The following is a 21,739-nucleotide window of genomic DNA, read 5'->3' on the forward strand; positions in this document are numbered from 1 at the left end:
CCTTGCATTCCAGTTGCCATCCGGCAAGTGGGCTTCGTTATGCGGTCTTTAGAACCGCCCGTTCAGATTTACGTCCGTAACATGTCAAAACGACCGCACCCGGACTTCCCTGGGAAATCCGCGCCGATCGCATGGAATGTCGCGAGTTGGCGCGGTGTTTAGCGGAATCACTGCTGAAAAGCAACCGTTCCGCCAAGTTTATTTTCAAAGCCTTAAAGCTTGGAAAGAATGCTTTCGACCTCGGCAGTCACCTGATCGATGTCCGCCATGCCGTCCACGGACTTGAGTTTGCCCTTGGCATGGTAATAACCGATCAGCGGCGAGGTTTCCTTGTAGTAGACCTGCAGCCGAGCCGTCATGGTCTCCGGATTGTCATCGGGACGGCGCTTGAAGTGCGTCGAACCGCACTTGTCGCACACGCCTTCGGCAGCCGGAACCTTATCGCTATCGTGATAGACGCTGCCGCACTGCGCGCAGGAATAACGACCGGCGACACGGCGGATCAGTTCGGCATCATCGACACGGAATTCGATGACGACGGACAGGCCGAGACCCTTTGCCCTCAGCATCGCCTCGGTGGCATCCGCCTGGACGAGCGTCCGCGGGAAACCGTCAAGAATGAAGCCATTGGCGCAATCGGGTTGATCGATTCGCTCGGAAACGATGGCGATGACGATCTCATCCGAGACGAGTTTGCCGGCGTCCATGACCGCCTTGGCGCGCTTGCCGACATCCGTACCGGCGTTGACCGCTGCACGCAGCATGTCTCCCGTGGAAAGCTGCGGAATGCCGTGCTTTTCCACGATCCGCTGGGCCTGGGTTCCCTTACCCGCGCCCGGCGGCCCCAAAAGGATAAGTCTCATCGCCCCCTCTTTCCTCCACGCAACTTCGATTTCTTGATCAGGCCTTCGTATTGCTGCGCGATCAGGTGACCCTGGATCTGTGCAACCGTATCAAGAGTTACGCTAACCACGATCAAAAGCGAAGTCCCACCAAGGGATAATGGGATGCCGGTTTGCGACACCAAGATCTCCGGAAGGATGCAGACGAAGACGAGATAGATCGCGCCGATCACCGTGATGCGGGTCAGCACGTAGTCGATATATTCGGCAGTGCGCTCGCCCGGACGGATGCCGGGAATGAAGCCGCCATGCTTCTTCAGATTGTCGGCCGTGTCCTTCGGATTGAAGACGATGGCCGTGTAGAAGAAGGCGAAGAAGGCGATCAGCGCCGCGTAGAGCACCATGTAGAGCGGCTGGCCGTGGCCCAGCGCCGCGACGATCGACGTCGCCCAGGAGGGCATAGCCGTGGTGTTGGCAAAGCCCGCAAGCGTTGCCGGCAGCAGCAGCAGCGAGGAGGCGAAGATCGCCGGGATGACGCCCGAGGTGTTGAGCTTCAGCGGCAGGTGCGAGGTATCGCCCTGGAACATGCGGTTGCCGACCTGGCGCTTCGGATACTGAATCAGCAGCCGGCGCTGCGCACGCTCGACGAAAACGATCACGCCGATGACGCCGATCGCCACAATGATGACGAGCAGGATGAGGAAGGTCGACAGCGCGCCGGTGCGGCCGAGCTCGAGCGTGCCGGCAAGGGCCGTCGGGAGACCGGCGGCGATGCCGGCGAAGATGATCAGCGAGATGCCGTTGCCGATGCCGCGCGAGGTGATCTGCTCGCCGAGCCACATCAGGAACATCGTGCCGCCGAGCAGCGTCAGAACGGTGGAAACACGGAAGAACCAGCCCGGATCGACGACGAGGCCCTGGCCGCTCTCAAGACCGGCGGCAATGCCGTAGGCCTGCAGCGCGCCGAGGATGACGGTGCCGTAGCGGGTATACTGGTTGATGATCTTGCGGCCCTGCTCGCCCTCCTTCTTGAGGTTTTCGAGCGCCGGCACGACCGAGGTCATGAGCTGCACGATGATCGAAGCAGAGATATAGGGCATGATGCCGAGCGCGAAGATCGCCATGCGCTGAACGGCGCCGCCCGAGAACATGTTGAAAAGGCCGAGAATGCCGCCTGCCTGGCCGCGGAAAGCCTGGGCATAGGCTTCGGGATTGAGGCCCGGAAGCGGAATATGGGTGCCGAGCCTGTAGACGAGGAGAGCTGCCAGTGTGAACCACAAGCGCTTCTTCAAATCCTCGGCTTTGGCAAAGGTCGAAAAATTGAGGTTGGATGCCAATTGTTCCGCTGCAGAAGCCATGCGTTTCTCCGCGCTACCAATTCCGGCGTCTCTGGGGGATAGGCCGGCCCCGGAATCAGTATGAAAATTATTCAAAACCGGGTTCAGAACGGATTGCAATGCAACCCCATGCCTCACCCTCGTTTTAGTCTTACCGGCATGACGCGGGCGCGCCAGCCAAGTTTTTGTGAGGCCCACATATGGGAGCAAAATCGCCCGGTGTGAAGCACCCCGGGCGATATATCATCAGATTATTATTCGGCAGCAGCCGGAGCCGAAAGCAGCGTCACGGTGCCGCCGGCCTTTTCGATCTTCTCGACGGCAGGCTTGGAGGCGCCTGCAACGACGATCGTCACCTTGGCCTTGAGCTCGCCATCGGCGAGAACGCGAACGCCGTCCTTGGGGCGACGGATGACGCCAGCGGCCTTGAGGGCAGCGGCATCAACGGTCGCCTTGGCGTCGAGCTTGCCGGCGTCGATTGCCGCCTGGATACGGCCGAGCGACACGACAACAAAATCGGAAGCGAAAATGTTGTTGAAGCCGCGCTTCGGCAGGCGACGATAGATCGGCATCTGGCCACCTTCGAAGCCGTTGATGGCGACGCCCGAGCGGGACTTCTGACCCTTCACGCCGCGACCACCGGTCTTACCCGAGCCCGAGCCGATACCGCGGCCGAGACGCTTGCGGCTGTGGGTCGAGCCTTCGTTGTCCTTGATTTCATTCAGTTTCATGAGCGTTTCCTCCGTCTCACTTCTCGTCGACGACGCGAACGAGATGCTGGACAGCACGGATCATGCCACGAACCGAAGGAGTATCCTCCAGCGTGCGGCGACGGTGCATCTTGTTCAGTCCGAGACCGATCAGCGTGCGCTGCTGAACATCCGGACGGCGAATCGGGCTGCCGATCTGTTCGATCGTGACAGTCTTCGCTTCAGCTTTCTTGGTAGCCTTGGCCATCTGTCAAACTCCTCTTATTCTTCAGAGGCGTTGCCGGAGGCGCTACGACGAGCCTGCAGCGTTGCATACTTGATGCCGCGCTGAGCTGCGATGTCCTTCGGGTGAACCTGGTGCTTCAGAGCGTCGAAGGTGGCGCGAACCATGTTGTAGGGGTTCGACGAACCGGTCGACTTGGCGACGACGTCGTGCATGCCGAGCGTTTCGAATACGGCGCGCATCGGACCGCCGGCGATGATGCCGGTACCGACCTTGGCCGAACGCAGCAGAACCTTGCCGGCGCCATGGCGGCCATGGACGTCGTGATGCAGCGTACGGCCGTCACGCAGCGGTACGAAGATCAGTTCGCGCTTGGCGGCTTCGGTTGCCTTGCGGATGGCTTCCGGCACTTCACGTGCCTTGCCATGGCCGAAGCCGACGCGGCCCTTCTGGTCGCCGACGACGACGAGTGCTGCGAAACCAAAACGACGGCCGCCCTTGACGACCTTGGCGACGCGGTTGATCGCGACCAGCTTGTCGACGAATTCGCTATCGCGCTCTTCACGGCTCTGGCGGTCTTCCCGCTGCGGCCTTCTTTCCTGTGCCATTGTCCTCTTCCTTTTTCTTTTCCGGGTGCAATCGGCAAACACATGTGGACCGCATCAGCCTCCCCTTTCGGGAAGTGCCTGCGGTCCGGCGAAAATCCGGCCGGCGCTGAAAGCGTCCGGCCGGAAACTGATCAGAAGGTGAGACCGCCTTCGCGGGCCGCTTCGGCGAGAGCCTTGATGCGGCCGTGATAGATGAAGGCGCCACGGTCGAACACGACTTCCGTAACACCGGCCTTGGAGGCGCGCTCGGCAACGAGCTTGCCTACGACGGCAGCGGCGGCGGTATCGGCACCGGTCTTCAGAGAACCGCGCAGATCCTTTTCGAGGGTGGAGGCAGACGCGAGCGTCTTGCCGGCCACATCATCGATGACCTGGGCGTAGATGTTCTTCGAGGAGCGATGAACCGACAGGCGCGGACGGCCATTGGCCACCGACTTGAGTTGACGGCGCACGCGGTTGGCACGACGTGCAAGTGCTTCTTTCCTGCTAGCCATTTCGCGTGATCCTTACTTCTTCTTGCCTTCTTTGCGGACGATCCGCTCGTCGGCGTACTTGACGCCCTTGCCCTTGTAAGGCTCGGGACCGCGATATTCGCGGATTTCGGCGGCAACCTGGCCGACCTGCTGCTTGTTGATGCCGCTGACGATGATTTCAGTCGGCTTCGGAACAGCGATCGAGATACCGACCGGCGGCTCATAGATCACGTCGTGGCTGAAACCGAGAGCCAGCTGCAGGTTCTTGCCCTGCATGGAGGCGCGGTAACCAACGCCGTTGATTTCAAGCTTGCGCTCGAAACCGTCCTTGACGCCCTTGAAGATGCCTTCGATCATCGTGCGGGACATGCCCCACTTCGAACGTGCATCCTTGGTCTGGCTGAGCGGCGTTACGACGACCGCGTTATTTTCGAGCTTGAGGCTGATTTCGTCGTTAGCAACGAAAAACAGCTCGCCCTTCGGACCCTTTGCAGTCACCTTCTGACCATCGACCGTAGCCGTGATCCCAGCAGGTACCTGAACGGGCTTTTTACCGATACGAGACATGTTTCTATCCTGTCTGTTCGCTATGGAGACCCCTGCCCGATCTTAGAAGACCGAGCAAAGAACCTCGCCGCCAACGTTCTGTTCGCGAGCCTGGTGATCGGCCATCACACCCTTCGGAGTCGAAAGGATGGTGATGCCGAGACCGTTCGCGACCTGCGGAATGGACTTGACCGAGACATAAACCCGGCGGCCCGGCTTGGACACACGGCCGATCTCACGGATCACCGATGCGCCTTCATAATATTTCAGCTCGATGCTGAGTTCCGACTTGCCATTGCCGAAATCGACAACGGAATAGCCACGGATGTAGCCTTCGGACTGCAGGACATCGAGAACACGCGCACGGAGCTTGGACGCAGGCGTCGAGACCGACGACTTGCGGCGGGAAGCGCCGTTGCGGATGCGGGTGAGCATATCGCCCAACGGATCAGTCATTGTCATGTAACCTGCTCCTTACCAGCTCGACTTGACGATGCCCGGCACCTTGCCGAGATTGCCGAGTTCACGCAGCGCGATACGCGACATGCGCAGTTTACGGTAATATGCGCGCGGACGCCCCGAGACTTCGCAACGGTTGCGAATACGGGTCTTCGATCCATCGCGCGGCAGGGATGCCAGCTTGATCGAGGCCTTGAACCGCTCTTCGATCGGAAGAGCCTGGTTCATGATGATCGCCTTCAACGCAGCCCGCTTAGCGGCCTGGTTGGCGACCGTAGTACGGCGGCGCTTGTTCTTTTCAACTGCGCTTGTCTTCGCCATGTCAGGTTCCTTTTCTACGCTCGTCGTTACGGTTATTGACGGAACGGGAAGCTGAACTCTTTCAGAAGAGCCCGTGCTTCGTCGTCGGTCGTCGCCGTCGTGCAAACGATGATGTCCATGCCCCACATCTGATCAACCTTGTCGTAGTTGATCTCAGGGAACACAATGTGCTCCTTGATGCCCATGGCGAAGTTGCCACGGCCGTCAAAGCTCTTCGGGTTCAGGCCGCGGAAGTCGCGAACGCGCGGGAGCGCGATGTTCACGAGACGGTCCAGGAACTCGTACATGCGGGCGCCGCGAAGGGTAACCTTGGCGCCGATCGGCATCTGTTCGCGGACCTTGAAGCCTGCGATAGAGTTGCGTGCGCGGGTGATGACCGGCTTCTGGCCGGCGATCGCTGCGAGGTCGGCGGCAGCAACCGTCGGCTTCTTCGAGTCAGCGGTCGCTTCGCCAACACCCATGTTGATCACGATCTTGTCGAGCTTCGGAATCATCATCTCGTTGGCGTAGGAGAACTGCTCCTGCATCGCCTTGCGGATGCGCTCGACATATTCCTTCTTGAGCCGTGGCTCGTATTTTGCCTCAGCCATCGATCACTTCTCCAGAACGCTTGGCCACACGGACCTTCTTGCCGTCAACAACCTTGAAACCGACGCGGGTCGGCTTACCGTCCTTGTCGACGATTGCAACGTTGGACAGGTGAACCGAGGCTTCCTTGTTGATAATGCCGGCTTCCTGGGTCTGCGTCTGGCGCTGGTGGCGCTTGACGACGTTGACGCCACGAACGACGGCACGATCTTCCTTTGGCATGACCTGGACAACTTCGCCGGTGCGGCCCTTGTCCTTGCCAGCGAGCATGACGACCTTGTCGCCCTTACGAATCTTCTGCATCGCTTCGCTCCTTACAGTACTTCGGGAGCCAGCGAGATGATCTTCATGTGGTTCTTGGCGCGAAGTTCGCGCGGAACCGGTCCGAAGATACGGGTGCCGATCGGCTCTTTCTTGTTGTCGATGAGGACTGCTGCGTTGGTGTCAAAGCGGATGACGGAGCCATCCGGACGACGGATATCCTTGGCGGTACGAACGACAACCGCCTTCATCACGTCACCCTTCTTCACACGGCCGCGCGGGATCGCTTCCTTGATCGAAACGACGATGACGTCGCCGATCGAGGCATACTTGCGCTTCGAGCCGCCCAGCACCTTGATGCACATGACACGACGTGCGCCGGAATTATCCGCGACGTCGAGGTTTGTTTGCATCTGAATCATATCAGGTCGCCTTCTTGGTTTACCGGAATGGTTGGGCTAGCCCCCTACTCCGGCTTATGAAAATTTTCGCCGGCCGAGCTGCCATGACGGCAACACAGACGCGGCAATAGCTGAATAGCGCGGGGTCGATCGTGCCAGGGTGGTTTCCCGAACGGGACCTTCCGTGCGCTCAAAGCAAAAGAACGCCCGGCATTCGAGCGTTCTGACGCTGCTTCATACAGATATTTCGGCGAGACGCAAGGCCTCGCACAAAATTCTGTTACTTGCCCTGGGCGGAAATCACCGTCCAACGCTTGTCCTTGGAAATCGGCGCGCATTCCTCGATGGATACGGTATCGCCGATCTTGTACTGGTTGTTCTCGTCGTGGGCCTTGTACTTCTTGGAACGACGAACGGTCTTCTGGAGCAGCGGGTGAGCGAAACGACGCTCGACACGAACCACTACCGTCTTCTCGTTCTTGTCGCCAACGACGACGCCCTGCAGGATGCGCTTCGGCATATTTTTCTTCCTTTAGGCCTTAACTTCTGCCGCCTTCTGGCGGGCAATGGTTTTCACGCGGGCGATGTCCTTGCGGACTTCGTTGATGCGCGAGGACTTTTCGAGCTGGCCGGTCGCCTTCTGGAAGCGCAGGTTGAACTGCTCCTTCTTCAGCTTGGCAAGCTCGTCCTTGAGTTGGTCGGCGGTGAACCCGCGAACATCTGAGGCTTTCATGAGCTCAATCCCTTACTCTGCAATGCGCTGAACGAAGCGCGTCTTGACCGAGAGCTTGGCAGAGCCGAGACGAAGCGCCTCGCGGGCGATTTCTTCGCTGACACCGTCGATCTCGAACATCATACGGCCGGGCTTGACCTTGCATGCCCAGTATTCAACGGAGCCCTTACCCTTACCCATACGGACTTCGGTCGGCTTTGCGGTTACCGGAACGTCCGGGAACACGCGGATCCATACACGGCCGGCGCGCTTCATATAACGCGTGATCGCGCGGCGGGCCGCTTCGATCTCGCGCGCGTTGACGCGGTTGGGTTCCTGAGCCTTCAGGCCGAATTCGCCGAATGCCAGGTCAGAACCGCCCTTGGCGACGCCCTTGATGCGGCCCTTGAACTGCTTGCGGTACTTGGTACGCTTTGGCTGCAACATTTTCTTATTCTCCGAACTTCTCTGCCACGCGCGCTATCAAGCGTTGTCGCGGCGACGGTCTCTGTCGCGGTCACGGTCACGGCTTGCCGGACCCTGGGCGTCACCTTCCATCGCACGGCGCTCGGAAGCCATCGGATCGTGCTCAAGGATTTCGCCCTTGAAGATCCAGACCTTGATGCCGCAGATGCCGAATGCGGTTTCTGCTTCAGCCGTGCCGTAGTCGATGTCGGCGCGCAGCGTGTGCAGCGGCACACGACCTTCGCGGTACCATTCCGTACGGGCGATTTCAGCGCCGCCGAGACGGCCGGCGCAGGTGATCTTGATGCCTTCGGCGCCAAGACGCATCGCGGACTGAACGGCGCGCTTCATGGCGCGGCGGAAAGCCACGCGGCGCTCGAGCTGCTGGGCGATCGACTGAGCGACCAGCGTCGCGTCGACTTCGGGCTTGCGCACTTCGACGATGTTGAGGTGCGTTTCCGAATTCGTCATGTCCGACAGCTTCTTGCGGAGCTTGTCGATGTCTGCGCCCTTGCGGCCGATGATGAGGCCCGGACGTGCCGAGTGGATCGTGACGCGGCACTTCTTGTGCGGACGCTCGATGACCACCTTGGAGATCCCGGCCTGCTTCAGTTCGCTCATGACGAACTTGCGCATCTTCAGGTCTTCGTGCAGCAGCTGGCCGTACTCGGCATTGTCCGCGAACCAGCGGCTATCCCAGGTACGGTTGATGCCAAGACGGAAACCGATTGGATTGATTTTCTGACCCATTATGCGGCCTCCTCTACTGCCTGCACTTCACGAACGACGATCGTCAGGTGCGCGAAGGGCTTTTCGATGCGCGACGCGCGACCACGGCCACGAGCGTGGAAACGCTTCATGACGATCGACTTGCCGACATAGGCCTCGGCGACGACAAGCGAGTCGACGTCGAGATCGTGGTTGTTCTCGGCATTGGCGATCGCAGATTCGAGCGTCTTCTTGACGGCGCCTGCGATGCGCTTGCGGGAGAACTCCAGCTCAGCGAGTGCGCGCTCGACCTTCTTGCCACGGATAGCCGCAGCAACCAGGTTGAGCTTCTGGGGGCTGACGCGGAGCGTGCGGGCGACTGCTTGCGCCTCGTTGTCCTTCAGCCGGCGTTCGGCTTTTGCCTTGCCCATTGTTACTTCCTCTTCGCCTTCTTGTCCGCGCCGTGACCGTAGTAGGTGCGGGTCGGAGAGAATTCACCGAATTTGTGGCCGACCATGTCTTCATTGACGCTGACCGGAATATGCTTGCTGCCGTTGTAGACGCCGAAGGTAAGACCGACGAACTGCGGCAGGATCGTGGAGCGACGGCTCCAGATCTTGATCACTTCTGCACGTCCGCCTTCACGAACCTTCTCAGCCTTCTTGAGAAGATAGCCGTCAACGAACGGACCTTTCCATACTGAACGAGCCATTGGAGACTTCCTCTCTTACTTCTTACGCTGATGACGCGAGCGCATGATCATCTTGTCGGTCGACTTGTTCGACCGGGTGCGCTTGCCCTTGGTCGGCTTGCCCCAGGGTGTCACCGGATGGCGACCACCAGAGGTGCGGCCTTCACCACCGCCGTGCGGATGGTCGACCGGGTTCATGACGACGCCGCGGTTATGCGGACGCTTGCCGCGCCAAACCGTACGACCGGCCTTGCCGTCGTTGATGTTGGCGTGATCCGGGTTGGAGACGGCGCCGATCGAAGCAAGGCAGGAGCCATGGACGAGACGCTGTTCACCGGAGTTCAGGCGAAGGATCGCCATGCCCTGGTCGCGGCCGACGAGCTGTGCGTAGCCACCGGCGGAGCGAGCGATCTGACCACCCTTGCCCGGCTTCATTTCCACATTGTGGATGATGGAGCCGACCGGGATGAACTGCAGCGGCATGGTGTTGCCGGGCTTGACGTCAACAGCCTTCTCGGAAGCGATGACCTTGTCACCGGCAGCGAGGCGCTGCGGAGCGAGGATATAAGCCTTTTCGCCATCAGCATAGGTCACCAGCGCGATGAACGCCGTGCGGTTCGGATCGTATTCGATACGCTCGACGGTGCCTTCGACGTCGAACTTGCGACGCTTGAAGTCGATCAGACGATAGGTGCGCTTGTGACCGCCGCCGATGAAGCGGGCGGTGATGCGACCGAGGTTGTTACGACCGCCGCTCTTGGTCAGACCTTCCGTCAGCGCCTTGACCGGCTTGCCCTTGTAGAGGGCCGAGCGGTCGACGATGACCAGCTGGCGCTGGCTCGGGGTGATCGGATTGAATGTTTTCAATGCCATTTTCTTATACCTCAGAGACCGGTGGAGACGTCGATCGTCTGGCCTTCAGCCAGGGTTACGACAGCCTTCTTCACGTCCTTCTGCTTGCCGACGAAACCGCGGAACCGCTTGGTCTTGCCCTTGCGCAGCAGAGTGTTGACGGCCGTAACCTTGACGCCGAACAGCGCCTCGACAGCAGCCTTGATTTCCGGCTTCGTCGCCTGCTTGGCGACATTGAAAACAACCTGGTTGTTTTCGGATACCAGCGTGGACTTTTCGGTGATCGCCGGGGAGACGATCACATCGTAGTGGCGAAGATCGGTCACTTGAATCGCTCCTCTAGCGCTTCAACCGCAGCCTTGGAAAGCACGAGCTTGCCGCGGCGCACGATGTCGTAAACGTTGATGCCCTGGATCGGCAGAACATCGATGTTCGGGATGTTCTGAGCTGCGAGCTTGAAGTTGCCATCAAGCTCTGCGCCGCCGATGAAGAGGGCGTTGGTCAGGCCGAGCGTCTCGAAAACGGACGCGAGAGCCTTGGTCTTGGCTTCGGTGGCAACCAGGTTGTCGATGACGATGACGTCATCGGCCTTGATCTTGGCCGAAAGGGCATGGCGAAGGCCGAGTGCACGAACCTTCTTGGGAAGATCATGCTCGTGGCTGCGCACGACCGGGCCGTGAGCCTTGCCGCCGCCGCGGAACTGCGGAGCGCGAGCCGAATGGTGGCGGGCGCGGCCCGTACCCTTCTGCTTGTACATCTTGGCGCCGGTGCGCGAAACTTCAGCGCGGCCCTTAGCCTTGTGCGTGCCCTGCTGCTTCTTGGCAAGCTGCCAGCGGATGACGCGGGCGAGAATGTCTTCGCGGGGCTCGAGGCCGAAAATCGCGTCCGAAAGGGAAACCTTCCCGGCGTCTTTTCCCTCGAGGGTCTTGACGTTCAATTCCATTGATCTGGCTCCCTTACTTCGCGGCCGACTTGACGGCGTCGCGCACGATGATCCAGGCACCCTTGGAACCAGGAACAGCACCCTTGATCAGGATCAGACCACGATCTTCGTCGGTCGAAACCACTTCCAGGTTCTGCGTCGTGACACGCGTCTGGCCCATGTGACCAGCCATCTTCTTGTTCTTGAAAACCTTGCCCGGATCCTGGCGCGAGCCGGTCGAACCGTGCGAGCGGTGCGAAACCGACACACCGTGCGTGGCGCGCAGACCGCCGAAACCGTGGCGCTTCATGGCGCCGGCAAAACCCTTACCGATCGTCGTGCCCGTCACGTCGACGAGCTGACCGGCTGCAAAGTGACCCGCCTTGATCTCAGTGCCGACTTCGAGCAGCTGATCTTCCGACACGCGGAATTCTGCGACCTTGGCCTTCGGCTCGACGTTGGCAACGGCAAAGTTGCCGCGCATCGCCTTCGACGTGTTCTTCACCTTCGCCTGGCCGGCACCGAGCTGAACTGCGGTATAGCCATTCTTTTCGACAGTGCGCGTGGCAACGACCTGGACGGCCTCCATGCGCAGTACCGTTACCGGGACATGCTCGCCGGCGTCGTTATAGACGCGGGTCATTCCCACCTTCTGTGCAATCACACCTGAACGCATCGGTTCAATCCTTCTCACTCAGCCCGAAGACCCGAGGTCTCAGAGCTTGATCTCAACATCGACACCGGCGGCGAGATCGAGCTTCATCAGCGCGTCTACCGTCTGCGGGGTCGGGTCAACGATATCGAGAAGGCGCTTATGCGTGCGCATCTCGAACTGTTCACGGCTCTTCTTGTCGATGTGCGGGGACCGGTTGACCGTAAACTTCTCGATGCGGGTCGGAAGCGGAACGGGGCCCCGGACGCTGGCACCGGTGCGCTTCGCCGTCGATACGATCTCGCGCGTGGAGGCATCGAGAATCCGGTGATCGAACGCCTTCAGGCGGATGCGGATATTCTGGCCGTTCATTCGACTTTATCCTTGTGTCTGTTATCCGCGTGTCACCATTGAGGGACACGACTTACCTTCAGTTACGTTAGCGGGCCACCGGTTTCAAAGATCGAGAGGGACACCCAGATCGGCGTCCCTATCCTTTCCTTGGGCCTGGTGGCCCAGCCGCTAATTACTCGACGATCGAAGCGACGATGCCGGCGCCGACGGTGCGGCCGCCTTCGCGGATGGCGAAGCGCAGCTTTTCTTCCATCGCGATCGGAACGATCAGCTCGACGGCAACCGTGACGTTGTCGCCCGGCATAACCATCTCCGTGCCTTCCGGCAGCGTCACAATGCCCGTCACGTCGGTTGTGCGGAAGTAGAACTGCGGACGGTAGTTGGTGAAGAACGGCGTATGACGGCCACCCTCTTCCTTCGTCAGGATGTAGGCTTCCGCCATGAACTTCTTGTGCGGCTTGACAGAACCCGGCTTGCAGAGAATCTGGCCACGCTCGACGCCGTCACGGTTCACACCGCGGATCAGCGCGCCGATGTTGTCGCCAGCCTGGCCCTGATCGAGCAGCTTGCGGAACATTTCAACGCCGGTCACCGTCGTCTTCGAGGTCGGACGGATGCCGACGATCTCTACTTCTTCGCCAACCTTGACGATGCCACGCTCGACGCGGCCGGTCACAACCGTGCCGCGGCCCGAGATCGAGAACACGTCTTCGATCGGCATCAGGAACGGCTGGTCGATCGGACGCTCAGGCGTCGGGATGTAGGCGTCAACCGCAGCCATCAGCTCGCGGATCGCGTCTTCGCCGATCTTCTTGTCCGAATCTTCGAGAGCAGCGAGCGCCGAACCCTTGACGACCGGGATATCGTCGCCCGGGAAGTCGTAGGACGACAGCAGTTCGCGAACTTCGAGCTCGACCAGTTCGAGAAGCTCGGCGTCGTCAACCTGGTCGACCTTGTTCAGGAACACCACGATCGCCGGAACGCCGACCTGGCGGGCCAGAAGGATGTGTTCGCGCGTCTGCGGCATCGGGCCGTCAGCGGCCGAGCACACCAGGATCGCGCCGTCCATCTGGGCAGCACCGGTGATCATGTTCTTGACGTAGTCGGCGTGGCCGGGGCAGTCGACGTGCGCGTAGTGGCGGGCCGGCGTCTCATACTCGACGTGGGCCGTCGAAATGGTGATGCCACGGGCCTTTTCTTCCGGAGCCGCGTCGATCTGGTCGTACGCCTTGAACTCACCGAAGTACTTCGTGATCGCTGCCGTCAGAGACGTCTTGCCGTGGTCAACGTGGCCGATCGTGCCGATGTTGACGTGCGGCTTGTTGCGCTCAAACTTACTCTTTGCCATTTTCGGCTCTCCGTTTTGCTAGTCCCCGAGGGGATCTAATTCTTGTTATCGGTCAATTGGTATGCCGGTCACTTCTGACCGGAATACTTTGCCTGGATTTCTGTTGCGACGTTCGACGGGACCGGCGAATAGTGATCGAAGGTCATCGTGTACTGAGCGCGGCCCTGAGACATGGAGCGCAGGTTGTCGACGTACTTGAACATGTTCGCGAGCGGAACGTTCGCGTTGATGACGACGGCGATACCACGGCTTTCCTGGCCCTGGATCTGGCCGCGACGGGAGTTCAGGTCGCCGATGACGTCGCCGACGTAATCTTCCGGGGTCACGACTTCGACCTTCATCATCGGCTCGAGCAGCTGAGCGCCGGCCTTCTTGGCTGCTTCACGGAAGCAGGCACGCGATGCGATTTCGAAGGCGAGAACCGAGGAGTCGACGTCGTGGAAGGCGCCGTCGATGAGGGTCGCCTTGACGCCGAGCATCGGGAAGCCAGCCAGCGGACCCGAAGACAGGACGCTTTCGATGCCCTTCTGGACGCCGGGGATGTATTCCTTCGGAACGGAACCACCGACAATCTTCGATTCGAACTTGAAGTCGTCGCCGTCCGGGTTCGGTTCGAAGATGATCTTGACGCGCGCGAACTGGCCGGTACCACCGGACTGCTTCTTGTGCGTGTAGTCTTCTTCGTGCGTCCGGGTGATGGTTTCGCGGTAGGCAACCTGCGGCGCGCCGACGGTTGCTTCGACCTTGAATTCACGACGCATGCGGTCGACGATGATGTCGAGATGCAGTTCGCCCATGCCGGCAATGATGGTCTGGCCGGATTCCTGGTCGGTCTTGACGCGGAAGGAAGGATCTTCAGCAGCCAGGCGGTTGAGCGCGAGGCCCATCTTTTCCTGGTCGCCCTTGGTCTTCGGCTCGATGGCGATCTGGATGACCGGCTCGGGGAATTCCATGCGCTCGAGGATAACCGGCTTCAGCGGATCGCAAAGCGTGTCGCCCGTCGTGGTTTCCTTGAGGCCGGCGAGAGCGACGATGTCGCCTGCGAAGGCTTCTTCGATGTCTTCACGCGAGTTGGAGTGCATCTGCAGCATGCGGCCGACGCGCTCGCGCTTGTCCTTGACCGTGTTCATGACCGACGCGCCCTTTTCGAGCTTGCCGGAGTAGATGCGGGCGAAGGTCAGCGAACCGACGAAGGGGTCGTTCATGATCTTGAAGGCGAGCATGGAAAGCGGCTCGCTGTCGTCGGCGTGACGCTCGATGTCAGCTTCCGTCTTGAAGTCGATGCCCTTGATCGCCGGGATGTCCATCGGCGACGGCAGGTAGTCGACGACGGCGTCGAGCAGCGGCTGCACGCCCTTGTTCTTGAAGGCGGTGCCGCAGAACATCGGGTGGAACTTGACGTCGATCGTGCCGCGGCGAACCAGCGCGCGGATCTGATCGTTGTCGGGCAGAACGCCTTCGAGATAGGCTTCCATGGCGGCTTCGTCGATATCGACGACCGTCTCGATCAGCTTTTCGCGATATTCTTCGGCCTTGGCCTTCATATCCTCGGGGATCTCGACGACATCCCACTGGGCGCCGAGCGACTCGTCGCGCCAGATGAGAGCGTTCATCTCGATGAGGTCGATGACGCCCTTGAAGTCGCTTTCAGCGCCGATCGGCAGCTGCATGACGACAGCCGTTGCGCCGAGACGGGTCTTGATCATCTCGACGGAGCGGTAGAAGTCCGCGCCGGTCTTGTCCATCTTGTTGCAGAAGATCATCCGCGGGACGTTGTACTTCTCGGCCTGACGCCAGACGGTTTCCGTCTGCGGCTCAACACCTGCGTTGGCGTCGAGCAGCGCGATGGCGCCGTCGAGAACGCGCAGCGAACGCTCGACTTCGATGGTGAAGTCGACGTGGCCGGGGGTGTCGATGATGTTGAAGCGGCGCATCTTGCCGTCACGGCCCTTCCAGAAGGTCGTGGTGGCAGCAGAGGTGATCGTGATGCCACGCTCCTGCTCCTGCTCCATCCAGTCCATGGTGGCTGCGCCGTCGTGGACTTCGCCGATCTTGTGCGACTTGCCGGTGTAGTAAAGGATACGCTCGGTGGTCGTGGTCTTGCCGGCGTCGATATGCGCCATGATACCGAAATTGCGGTAATCTTCGATCTTATATTCGCGAGCCATTGTGGACTGCCTTTCGATACCGTTCGGAATTACCAGCGATAGTGCGAGAATGCGCGGTTGGCGTCAGCCATCTTGTGCGTGTCTTCGCGCTTCTTGACGGCGGAGCCACGGTTGTTGGACGCATCGAGCAGTTCGCCGGAAAGGCGGTCAACCATAGTCGTTTCATTGCGCTTGCGGGCAGCAGCGATCAGCCAGCGAATGGCGAGAGCCTGGCGGCGCTCCGGACGAACGTCGACCGGGACCTGATAGGTCGCACCACCAACACGGCGCGAGCGGACTTCAACGTGCGGGGCAATGTTGTCGAGCGCAGAATGGAAAACCGTGAGCGGCTCCTGCTTGGACTTGCCCTGGACGGCGTCGAACGCACCGTAGACGATGTTTTCAGCAACGGACTTCTTGCCGTCGAGCATGATGGCATTCATGAACTTGGTGACGACGAGATCGCCGAACTTCGGATCCGGATTGATCTCGCGCTTTTCTGCTTTATGGCGTCTGGACATAGTTTTCGTCTCTTCAATCGTTAAGGCGCTTCATCACGCGGAGGACCTCGCGCAGCGCCGAATTATTCAAAACCGAATTACTTCGGACGCTTCGCGCCGTACTTGGAGCGGCGCTGCTTGCGGTTCTTGACACCCTGGGTATCGAGAACGCCGCGGATGATGTGATAACGGACACCCGGAAGGTCCTTGACGCGGCCGCCACGGATCATGACGACAGAGTGTTCCTGAAGGTTATGACCTTCCCCGGGGATGTAACCAATGACTTCGAAGCCGTTGGTCAGGCGGATCTTTGCGACCTTACGCAGAGCCGAGTTCGGCTTCTTCGGCGTCGTCGTGTAGACGCGCGTGCAAACGCCGCGCTTCTGCGGGTTCTCCTGGAGTGCGGGAACCTTGTTACGCTTTACGTTCGCCTGGCGAGGCTTGCGGATCAGCTGGTTTACGGTAGGCATTCAACCATCCCTTACGTTTTATCTCAGTACCCTTGCGGGCTTGAACTCGCGCCGTCTCCGGCAGTGACGCACGCTTTCCGTCAATGCGCAAAATATGGCCCGATCCGCTTCCGCAGATGGACCACAAGGAGCAGAGGACGCATAGAATATGCGTCGTGCGTGCAGCATCATGACTTCAACGTGCGTTTAGAACCTTGTTTGAGGTGAACTTCAGGGCGCGTCGCCCCGAACAGCCAAGCCTCACATGGGATCTGATGGCCGGGGTACTACTGGTTTCCACCCATCTCGTCAAGGCCGGTTAAGAAATAAACTCGCCGCATCGCCTTGATATGCGGGCCTGACGCCCTGTTTTCACCCTCCTAGACGAATTCACAGCCGTGCGCCAAGATAAAAACTTGGGCATCGCAGCAAAAGCAGCTAAGGAATCAGCAATTGCAGCGCTCGGCCCTCACAGGGGATTCGAGCGAGCGAATCGTCAAAGAGCCGAAGGACAGGCGATGATCACGACACCTGATAACGACAATAATTTCGATGGTCCGATGATCTTCATCATCATCGGCAAGGGCTACGAGTCCGACGCCAGCGAAGGCATCGACCTGCATATCATGCTGAAGGCGCCCGACGACGACACCGCCGTCCGAGAGGCCCTGAACGCCCTTGCCGAGGAAGGCTTCATTGAGGCCGATCTCGACCAGATCGGCATGCTGACCGAGGTGCCTGCCGAGGAGCCGCACGCCTCCGCCTATCAGGGCGCCGTCGACGGCGAAGTCGCGATCATCCGCTTCAACTGAAGGGAGCCGCGCGGGGTGCGCTCCCTCCCCGCCCGACCAAACAGAGCAGACCAAAAACGAAAACCGCCCGGATCGCTCCGGGCGGTTTTTCAATTCAACGACTTCAGCCGGCGGATTATTCCGCAGCCGGAGCCTTTTCGGCCATGTCCTGCAGCATCGGCGTAGCAACGGCAGCCCCGGTGCCCTTGCGGCGCTCTTCGAGGATCATCTCGTCGCGCGACGTGGCGATGCGGCGGATCTGGGTCATGGTGCCGCCGGTGCCGGCCGGGATGAGGCGACCGACGATGACGTTTTCCTTCAGACCCTGCAGGCCGTCGGTCTTGCCGGCGATCGCAGCTTCCGTCAGCACCTTGGTCGTTTCCTGGAAGGACGCGGCCGAGATGAAGGACGGGGTCTGCAGCGACGCCTTGGTGATGCCGAGAAGAACCGGATCGCCGTAGGCGGGCTTCTTGCCCTGCTCGATCAGATGATCGTTGACGTCTTCGAGCTCGATCCGGTCGACATTGTCGCCGACGATATAGGTCGAGTCGCCTGCATCGGTGATTTCCACCTTCTGCAGCATCTGACGGACGATCACCTCGATGTGCTTGTCGTTGATGACAACGCCCTGCAGGCGGTAGACTTCCTGGATCTCGTTGACGAGGTAGGAGGCCAGAGCCTCCACGCCCTTGATCGCCAGGATGTCGTGCGGAGCCGGGTTACCGTCGAGGATGTAGTCACCCTTTTCGATATAGTCGCCTTCCTGAAGGTGGAAGGGCTTGCCCTTCGGGATCAGGTATTCGACAGGCTCGACACCGTCTTCCGCCGGCTCGATGATGACGCGGCGCTTGTTCTTGTAGTCGCGGCCGAGGCGGATCGTACCATCGATCTCCGCGATGATGGCGTGGTCCTTCGGACGACGGGCTTCGAACAGTTCGGCAACACGCGGCAGACCGCCGGTGATGTCCTTGGTCTTGGCGCTTTCCAGCGGCGAACGCGCGAGAACGTCACCCTGGGAGACCTTTGTGCCCGGCTCGACCGACAGGATCGCGTCGACCGAGAGCAGGAAGCGGGCGTCGCCGCCACGCGACAGCTTGGCGACATTGCCGCTGGCATCCTTGATGACGATCGCCGGCTTGAGGTCCGAACCGCGGGGGGTCGAACGCCAGTCGATGACCTGACGCTTGGTGATGCCGGTGGATTCGTCGGTCGCTTCCAGAACGGAGAGACCGTCGACCAGGTCTTCGAACTGAACGGTACCGGCTACTTCCGTCATCATCGGACGGGTGTAGGGGTCCCACTCCGCCAGACGCTGGCCGCGCTTGACCTTGTCGCCTTCGTCGACATGCAGCTTCGAACCGTAGGCCACACGCTGCGACGACCGCTCGACACCACGTTCGTCCAGGATCTGGACGGTCATGTTGCGGCCCATGGCAACGAGGTTGCCATCGGAGTTGCGCAGGATGTTGCGGTTCTTGATCTGCACCGTACCTTCATACGAGGCTTCGAGGAACGACTGGTCGACCACGGTTGCCGTACCGCCAAGGTGGAAGGTACGCATGGTGAGCTGGGTGCCCGGTTCACCGATCGACTGAGCTGCGATGACGCCGACGGCTTCGCCCATGTTGACAGGCGTACCACGCGCGAGGTCGCGGCCGTAGCAGACCGAGCAGACGCCCGTCTGGATTTCGCAGGTCAGTGCCGAGCGAATCCGGATCGACTGGATACCGGCCTTCTCGATTTCGACGACATCGGGCTCGAGGATCATCTTACCGGCATCGACGATGCGCTCACCGGTGATCGGATGATCGATATCGTCGAGCGCCGTACGGCCGAGGATGCGAGCACCGATCGAGGCAACGACCTGGCCGGCATCGACGATGGCGGTCATGGTGAGGCCCGTCTGCGTTCCGCAATCGACGTGCGTGACGATGCAGTCCTGCGCGACGTCGACGAGACGGCGCGTGAGGTAACCGGAGTTGGCGGTCTTGAGCGCGGTGTCTGCCAGACCCTTGCGGGCGCCGTGCGTCGAGTTGAAGTACTCGTTGACGGTCAGGCCTTCCTTGAAGTTCGAGATGATCGGCGTCTCGATGATTTCGCCCGACGGCTTGGCCATCAGGCCGCGCATGCCGCCCAGCTGACGCATCTGGTTCGGAGAACCGCGGGCGCCGGAGTGGCTCATCATGTAGATCGAGTTCATCGGCTTCTGACGACCGGTCTTCTCGTCGAACTCGACCGCCTTAATGCGGGCCATCATCTCTTCGGCGACCTTTTCGGTCGCCTTGCCCCAGGCGTCGACAACCTTGTTGTACTTTTCGCCCTGGGTGATCAGGCCGTCATTGTACTGCTGCTCGTATTCCTTCACCAGGCTTTCGGTGTCGGCAACGATCTTGGCCTTGGCATCCGGAATGACCATGTCGTCCTTGCCGAACGAAATGCCGGCGCGGCAGGCATGGGAGAAGCCGAGCTGCATGATGCGGTCGCAGAAAATGACCGTGTCCTTCTGGCCGCAGTGGCGATAGACCGTGTCGATCATCTTGGAGATGTTCTTCTTGGTCATTTCCTGGTTGCAGATGTCGAAGGGCACCTTGCCGTTCTTCGGCAGCAGTTCGCCGATGAGCAGACGGCCAGGCGTCGTCTCATAGATCTTCGAGTAGGGCTTGCCATCCTCGTCGATCGACTTGAAGCGGCCGCGGATCTTGGTGTGCAGCGTCACGACCTTGCTTTCGAGGGCGTGATGCAGTTCGCCGAGGTCGGAGAAGGCCATGCCTTCGCCCGGCTCGTTCTGGTTCAGGATCGACAGGTAGTAGAGGCCGAGAACCATGTCCTGCGAGGGAACGATGATCGGCGCGCCGTTGGCCGGATGCAGGATGTTGTTGGTCGACATCATCAGCACGCGGGCTTCGAGCTGGGCTTCGAGCGACAGCGGCACGTGAACGGCCATCTGGTCACCGTCGAAGTCGGCGTTGAAGGCCGTGCAGACGAGCGGATGCAGCTGGATCGCCTTGCCTTCGACCAGGGTGGGTTCGAAGGCCTGGATGCCCAGGCGGTGCAGCGTCGGCGCACGGTTCAGGAGAACCGGATGCTCGCGGATGACCTCGTCGAGGATATCCCAGACTTCCGGCTTTTCCTTTTCGACCAGCTTCTTGGCCTGCTTGACGGTCGAGGAATAACCCTTGGCGTCGAGGCGGGCATAGATGAACGGCTTGAAGAGCTCGAGCGCCATCTTCTTCGGCAGGCCGCACTGGTGCAGCTTCAGTTCCGGGCCGGTGACGATGACCGAACGACCGGAATAGTCGACGCGCTTGCCGAGCAGGTTCTGGCGGAAGCGGCCCTGCTTGCCCTTCAACATGTCGGAGAGCGACTTCAGCGGACGCTTGTTGGCGCCGGTGATGACGCGGCCGCGGCGGCCGTTGTCGAACAGCGCGTCAACAGATTCCTGCAGCATGCGCTTTTCGTTGCGGATGATGATGCCCGGCGCGCGAAGCTCGATCAGGCGCTTCAGGCGGTTGTTACGGTTGATTACGCGGCGGTAAAGATCGTTCAGATCCGACGTCGCGAAACGGCCGCCGTCGAGCGGAACCAGCGGACGCAGGTCCGGCGGAATGACCGGGACGACCTTCATGATCATCCATTCCGGACGGTTGCCCGACTCCATGAAGTTCTCGACGATCTTCAGGCGCTTCATCAGCTTCTTCTGCTTGAGATCCGACGTGGTGTCGGCAAGCTCGGAACGCAGGTCGCCAGCGATCTTTTCGAGGTTCATCGAGGCCAGCATCTCGTAGATCGCCTCAGCGCCGATCATCGCGGTGAACTGGTCTTCGCCGTATTCGTCGACGGCAAGCATGTACTCTTCTTCCGAGAGGAGCTGATGCTCCTTCAGGGCGGTCAGGCCCGGCTCGGTGACGATGTAGTTTTCGAAGTAGAGGACGCGCTCGACATCCTTCAGCGTCATGTCGAGCAGCGTCGAGATGCGCGATGGCAGCGACTTCAGGAACCAGATGTGGGCGACGGGAGCGGCGAGCTCGATATGGCCCATGCGCTCACGGCGAACGCGCGACAGCGTGACTTCGACGCCGCACTTTTCGCAGATGATGCCCTTGTACTTCATGCGCTTGTACTTGCCGCACAGGCATTCGTAGTCCTTGATCGGCCCGAAGATGCGCGCGCAGAACAGACCGTCGCGTTCCGGCTTGAACGTACGGTAGTTGATGGTTTCCGGCTTCTTGATCTCACCGTAGGACCAGGAGAGGATCTTCTCCGGAGACGCGATCGAAATCCGAATGGAATCGAAATTCTGTGCAGGCACCTGCGGATTGAAAAGATTCATGACCTCTTGGTTCATGCCTGTCTCCTTCATGGGCTAAAGCGCCCTCAAA

General features: G+C 60.3%; 29 protein-coding genes. 1 reads left to right on the forward strand and 28 read right to left on the reverse strand.

What is annotated here, in order from left to right:
• Nucleotides 1–212: 212 nt before the first annotated feature.
• From EEQ99_RS13425 to rpsL, 27 genes are all read right to left on the reverse strand, one after another.
• On the reverse strand, nucleotides 213–863 hold the full coding sequence (locus EEQ99_RS13425; RefSeq protein WP_029868130.1) for an adenylate kinase: 651 nt from the start codon (nucleotides 861–863) through the stop codon (nucleotides 213–215).
• Entirely contained in the window at nucleotides 860–2,200 is a 1,341-nt protein-coding gene (secY, locus tag EEQ99_RS13430; RefSeq protein ID WP_029868128.1) for a preprotein translocase subunit SecY, read from the reverse strand. Before secY ends, EEQ99_RS13425 begins: the two co-directional genes overlap by 4 nt.
• Before the next feature lie 233 nt (nucleotides 2,201–2,433).
• Nucleotides 2,434–2,910: a 50S ribosomal protein L15 gene (gene rplO, locus EEQ99_RS13435; RefSeq protein ID WP_029868127.1), complete on the reverse strand. Its 477-nt coding sequence runs from the start codon at nucleotides 2,908–2,910 to the stop codon at nucleotides 2,434–2,436.
• A 16-nt stretch (nucleotides 2,911–2,926) separates the two neighbouring features.
• Nucleotides 2,927–3,136, reverse strand: coding sequence for a 50S ribosomal protein L30 (gene rpmD, locus EEQ99_RS13440; protein ID WP_003547566.1), 210 nt, complete (start codon nucleotides 3,134–3,136; stop codon nucleotides 2,927–2,929).
• A gap of 14 nt (nucleotides 3,137–3,150) precedes the next feature.
• Nucleotides 3,151–3,720, reverse strand: coding sequence for a 30S ribosomal protein S5 (gene rpsE, locus EEQ99_RS13445; protein ID WP_003573784.1), 570 nt, complete (start codon nucleotides 3,718–3,720; stop codon nucleotides 3,151–3,153).
• Between the two features lie 131 nt (nucleotides 3,721–3,851).
• The gene (gene rplR, locus EEQ99_RS13450) at nucleotides 3,852–4,214 is read right to left on the reverse strand and encodes a 50S ribosomal protein L18 (protein WP_029868126.1); all 363 of its coding nucleotides are present in this window, start codon (nucleotides 4,212–4,214) and stop codon (nucleotides 3,852–3,854) included.
• 12 nt (nucleotides 4,215–4,226) lie between these two features.
• A complete protein-coding gene (gene rplF / locus EEQ99_RS13455; protein WP_029868125.1) occupies nucleotides 4,227–4,760 on the reverse strand; it encodes a 50S ribosomal protein L6 in 534 nt (177 codons plus the stop codon).
• Between the two features lie 42 nt (nucleotides 4,761–4,802).
• A complete protein-coding gene (rpsH, locus tag EEQ99_RS13460) occupies nucleotides 4,803–5,201 on the reverse strand; it encodes a 30S ribosomal protein S8 (RefSeq protein WP_003547562.1) in 399 nt (132 codons plus the stop codon).
• Nucleotides 5,202–5,213: 12 nt separating this feature from the next.
• Nucleotides 5,214–5,519 carry a 30S ribosomal protein S14 gene (rpsN, locus tag EEQ99_RS13465; protein ID WP_003573787.1) on the reverse strand — a complete coding sequence of 102 codons (306 nt, stop codon included), beginning with the start codon at nucleotides 5,517–5,519 and terminating at the stop codon, nucleotides 5,214–5,216.
• Between the two features lie 32 nt (nucleotides 5,520–5,551).
• On the reverse strand, nucleotides 5,552–6,109 hold the full coding sequence (gene rplE, locus EEQ99_RS13470) for a 50S ribosomal protein L5 (protein WP_003573788.1): 558 nt from the start codon (nucleotides 6,107–6,109) through the stop codon (nucleotides 5,552–5,554).
• Nucleotides 6,102–6,410 (reverse strand): 50S ribosomal protein L24, encoded by a 309-nt coding sequence (rplX, locus tag EEQ99_RS13475; RefSeq protein WP_003587195.1) that lies wholly within the window; start codon nucleotides 6,408–6,410, stop codon nucleotides 6,102–6,104. Before rplX ends, rplE begins: the two co-directional genes overlap by 8 nt.
• A gap of 11 nt (nucleotides 6,411–6,421) precedes the next feature.
• Entirely contained in the window at nucleotides 6,422–6,790 is a 369-nt protein-coding gene (rplN, locus tag EEQ99_RS13480) for a 50S ribosomal protein L14 (RefSeq protein WP_003573790.1), read from the reverse strand.
• 259 nt (nucleotides 6,791–7,049) lie between these two features.
• Nucleotides 7,050–7,289, reverse strand: coding sequence for a 30S ribosomal protein S17 (rpsQ, locus tag EEQ99_RS13485; RefSeq protein WP_003547557.1), 240 nt, complete (start codon nucleotides 7,287–7,289; stop codon nucleotides 7,050–7,052).
• 12 nt (nucleotides 7,290–7,301) lie between these two features.
• A complete protein-coding gene (rpmC, locus tag EEQ99_RS13490; protein WP_003547556.1) occupies nucleotides 7,302–7,502 on the reverse strand; it encodes a 50S ribosomal protein L29 in 201 nt (66 codons plus the stop codon).
• A gap of 12 nt (nucleotides 7,503–7,514) precedes the next feature.
• Nucleotides 7,515–7,928 (reverse strand): 50S ribosomal protein L16, encoded by a 414-nt coding sequence (rplP, locus tag EEQ99_RS13495; protein ID WP_003573792.1) that lies wholly within the window; start codon nucleotides 7,926–7,928, stop codon nucleotides 7,515–7,517.
• Nucleotides 7,929–7,964: 36 nt separating this feature from the next.
• Nucleotides 7,965–8,696 carry a 30S ribosomal protein S3 gene (rpsC, locus tag EEQ99_RS13500; RefSeq protein WP_003587196.1) on the reverse strand — a complete coding sequence of 244 codons (732 nt, stop codon included), beginning with the start codon at nucleotides 8,694–8,696 and terminating at the stop codon, nucleotides 7,965–7,967.
• Nucleotides 8,696–9,085, reverse strand: a complete 390-nt coding sequence (gene rplV / locus EEQ99_RS13505) for a 50S ribosomal protein L22 (RefSeq protein WP_007626081.1) — start codon at nucleotides 9,083–9,085, stop codon at nucleotides 8,696–8,698. The genes rpsC and rplV overlap by 1 nt, the downstream gene beginning before the upstream one ends.
• Nucleotides 9,086–9,087: 2 nt before the next feature.
• A complete protein-coding gene (gene rpsS, locus EEQ99_RS13510) occupies nucleotides 9,088–9,366 on the reverse strand; it encodes a 30S ribosomal protein S19 (RefSeq protein WP_003573797.1) in 279 nt (92 codons plus the stop codon).
• Nucleotides 9,367–9,381: 15 nt separating this feature from the next.
• Complete coding sequence (rplB, locus tag EEQ99_RS13515) at nucleotides 9,382–10,218, reverse strand: 50S ribosomal protein L2 (RefSeq protein ID WP_003573799.1); 837 nt, start codon at nucleotides 10,216–10,218, stop codon at nucleotides 9,382–9,384.
• Nucleotides 10,219–10,229: 11 nt separating this feature from the next.
• The gene (locus EEQ99_RS13520) at nucleotides 10,230–10,523 is read right to left on the reverse strand and encodes a 50S ribosomal protein L23 (protein WP_003547550.1); all 294 of its coding nucleotides are present in this window, start codon (nucleotides 10,521–10,523) and stop codon (nucleotides 10,230–10,232) included.
• Nucleotides 10,520–11,140: a 50S ribosomal protein L4 gene (gene rplD, locus EEQ99_RS13525; protein ID WP_029868123.1), complete on the reverse strand. Its 621-nt coding sequence runs from the start codon at nucleotides 11,138–11,140 to the stop codon at nucleotides 10,520–10,522. The genes EEQ99_RS13520 and rplD overlap by 4 nt, the downstream gene beginning before the upstream one ends.
• A gap of 13 nt (nucleotides 11,141–11,153) precedes the next feature.
• On the reverse strand, nucleotides 11,154–11,795 hold the full coding sequence (gene rplC / locus EEQ99_RS13530) for a 50S ribosomal protein L3 (RefSeq protein WP_028757604.1): 642 nt from the start codon (nucleotides 11,793–11,795) through the stop codon (nucleotides 11,154–11,156).
• Nucleotides 11,796–11,834: 39 nt separating this feature from the next.
• Nucleotides 11,835–12,143, reverse strand: a complete 309-nt coding sequence (rpsJ, locus tag EEQ99_RS13535; protein ID WP_003547547.1) for a 30S ribosomal protein S10 — start codon at nucleotides 12,141–12,143, stop codon at nucleotides 11,835–11,837.
• Between the two features lie 154 nt (nucleotides 12,144–12,297).
• Entirely contained in the window at nucleotides 12,298–13,473 is a 1,176-nt protein-coding gene (gene tuf / locus EEQ99_RS13540) for an elongation factor Tu (RefSeq protein ID WP_028757605.1), read from the reverse strand.
• A 68-nt stretch (nucleotides 13,474–13,541) separates the two neighbouring features.
• Nucleotides 13,542–15,641: an elongation factor G gene (fusA, locus tag EEQ99_RS13545; protein WP_127430614.1), complete on the reverse strand. Its 2,100-nt coding sequence runs from the start codon at nucleotides 15,639–15,641 to the stop codon at nucleotides 13,542–13,544.
• Between the two features lie 29 nt (nucleotides 15,642–15,670).
• Nucleotides 15,671–16,141 (reverse strand): 30S ribosomal protein S7, encoded by a 471-nt coding sequence (rpsG, locus tag EEQ99_RS13550; RefSeq protein ID WP_028757597.1) that lies wholly within the window; start codon nucleotides 16,139–16,141, stop codon nucleotides 15,671–15,673.
• A gap of 77 nt (nucleotides 16,142–16,218) precedes the next feature.
• Nucleotides 16,219–16,590, reverse strand: coding sequence for a 30S ribosomal protein S12 (gene rpsL / locus EEQ99_RS13555; protein ID WP_003547537.1), 372 nt, complete (start codon nucleotides 16,588–16,590; stop codon nucleotides 16,219–16,221).
• Nucleotides 16,591–17,087: 497 nt separating this feature from the next.
• On the opposite strand from rpsL, the gene EEQ99_RS13560 reads away from it, so the two are divergent.
• A complete protein-coding gene (locus EEQ99_RS13560; RefSeq protein WP_028757598.1) occupies nucleotides 17,088–17,381 on the forward strand; it encodes a hypothetical protein in 294 nt (97 codons plus the stop codon).
• Between the two features lie 115 nt (nucleotides 17,382–17,496).
• On the opposite strand, the gene rpoC is transcribed toward EEQ99_RS13560, so the two are convergent.
• On the reverse strand, nucleotides 17,497–21,705 hold the full coding sequence (gene rpoC, locus EEQ99_RS13565; RefSeq protein ID WP_047620027.1) for a DNA-directed RNA polymerase subunit beta': 4,209 nt from the start codon (nucleotides 21,703–21,705) through the stop codon (nucleotides 17,497–17,499).
• Nucleotides 21,706–21,739: the final 34 nt, after the last annotated feature.

It is taken from the genome of Rhizobium anhuiense, from assembly GCF_003985145.1.
GTDB classification, from domain to species: domain Bacteria; phylum Pseudomonadota; class Alphaproteobacteria; order Rhizobiales; family Rhizobiaceae; genus Rhizobium; species Rhizobium anhuiense.

Bases quoted from the DNA above. Each gene is read 5' to 3' on its own strand.
- rpoC (WP_047620027.1), bottom strand. From the start codon at position 21,705: ATGAACCAAGAGGTCATGAATCTTTTCAATCCGCAGGTGCCTGCACAG.
- rplO (WP_029868127.1), bottom strand. From the start codon at position 2,910: ATGAAACTGAATGAAATCAAGGACAACGAAGGCTCGACCCACAGCCGC.
- rpsS (WP_003573797.1), bottom strand. From the start codon at position 9,366: ATGGCTCGTTCAGTATGGAAAGGTCCGTTCGTTGACGGCTATCTTCTC.
- rpsE (WP_003573784.1), bottom strand. From the start codon at position 3,720: ATGGCACAGGAAAGAAGGCCGCAGCGGGAAGACCGCCAGAGCCGTGAA.
- rplX (WP_003587195.1), bottom strand. From the start codon at position 6,410: ATGCAGAAGATTCGTAAGGGCGACAAGGTCGTCATGCTCGCTGGCAAG.
- rplE (WP_003573788.1), bottom strand. From the start codon at position 6,109: ATGGCTGAGGCAAAATACGAGCCACGGCTCAAGAAGGAATATGTCGAG.
- secY (WP_029868128.1), bottom strand. From the start codon at position 2,200: ATGGCTTCTGCAGCGGAACAATTGGCATCCAACCTCAATTTTTCGACC.
- rpsJ (WP_003547547.1), bottom strand. From the start codon at position 12,143: ATGAACGGCCAGAATATCCGCATCCGCCTGAAGGCGTTCGATCACCGG.
- fusA (WP_127430614.1), bottom strand. From the start codon at position 15,641: ATGGCTCGCGAATATAAGATCGAAGATTACCGCAATTTCGGTATCATG.
- rplN (WP_003573790.1), bottom strand. From the start codon at position 6,790: ATGATTCAGATGCAAACAAACCTCGACGTCGCGGATAATTCCGGCGCA.
- rpsN (WP_003573787.1), bottom strand. From the start codon at position 5,519: ATGGCGAAGACAAGCGCAGTTGAAAAGAACAAGCGCCGCCGTACTACG.
- rplB (WP_003573799.1), bottom strand. From the start codon at position 10,218: ATGGCATTGAAAACATTCAATCCGATCACCCCGAGCCAGCGCCAGCTG.
- rpsG (WP_028757597.1), bottom strand. From the start codon at position 16,141: ATGTCCAGACGCCATAAAGCAGAAAAGCGCGAGATCAATCCGGATCCG.
- rplF (WP_029868125.1), bottom strand. From the start codon at position 4,760: ATGTCTCGTATCGGTAAAAAGCCCGTTCAGGTACCTGCTGGGATCACG.
- rplV (WP_007626081.1), bottom strand. From the start codon at position 9,085: ATGGGCAAGGCAAAAGCCGAACGCCGGCTGAAGGACAACGAGGCGCAA.
- rplR (WP_029868126.1), bottom strand. From the start codon at position 4,214: ATGGCTAGCAGGAAAGAAGCACTTGCACGTCGTGCCAACCGCGTGCGC.
- rpmC (WP_003547556.1), bottom strand. From the start codon at position 7,502: ATGAAAGCCTCAGATGTTCGCGGGTTCACCGCCGACCAACTCAAGGAC.
- EEQ99_RS13425 (WP_029868130.1), bottom strand. From the start codon at position 863: ATGAGACTTATCCTTTTGGGGCCGCCGGGCGCGGGTAAGGGAACCCAG.
- rplD (WP_029868123.1), bottom strand. From the start codon at position 11,140: ATGGAATTGAACGTCAAGACCCTCGAGGGAAAAGACGCCGGGAAGGTT.
- rpsH (WP_003547562.1), bottom strand. From the start codon at position 5,201: ATGACAATGACTGATCCGTTGGGCGATATGCTCACCCGCATCCGCAAC.
- tuf (WP_028757605.1), bottom strand. From the start codon at position 13,473: ATGGCAAAGAGTAAGTTTGAGCGCAACAAGCCGCACGTCAACATCGGC.
- rplP (WP_003573792.1), bottom strand. From the start codon at position 7,928: ATGTTGCAGCCAAAGCGTACCAAGTACCGCAAGCAGTTCAAGGGCCGC.
- rpsL (WP_003547537.1), bottom strand. From the start codon at position 16,590: ATGCCTACCGTAAACCAGCTGATCCGCAAGCCTCGCCAGGCGAACGTA.
- EEQ99_RS13560 (WP_028757598.1), top strand. From the start codon at position 17,088: ATGATCACGACACCTGATAACGACAATAATTTCGATGGTCCGATGATC.
- rplC (WP_028757604.1), bottom strand. From the start codon at position 11,795: ATGCGTTCAGGTGTGATTGCACAGAAGGTGGGAATGACCCGCGTCTAT.
- rpsC (WP_003587196.1), bottom strand. From the start codon at position 8,696: ATGGGTCAGAAAATCAATCCAATCGGTTTCCGTCTTGGCATCAACCGT.
- rpmD (WP_003547566.1), bottom strand. From the start codon at position 3,136: ATGGCCAAGGCTACCAAGAAAGCTGAAGCGAAGACTGTCACGATCGAA.
- rpsQ (WP_003547557.1), bottom strand. From the start codon at position 7,289: ATGCCGAAGCGCATCCTGCAGGGCGTCGTCGTTGGCGACAAGAACGAG.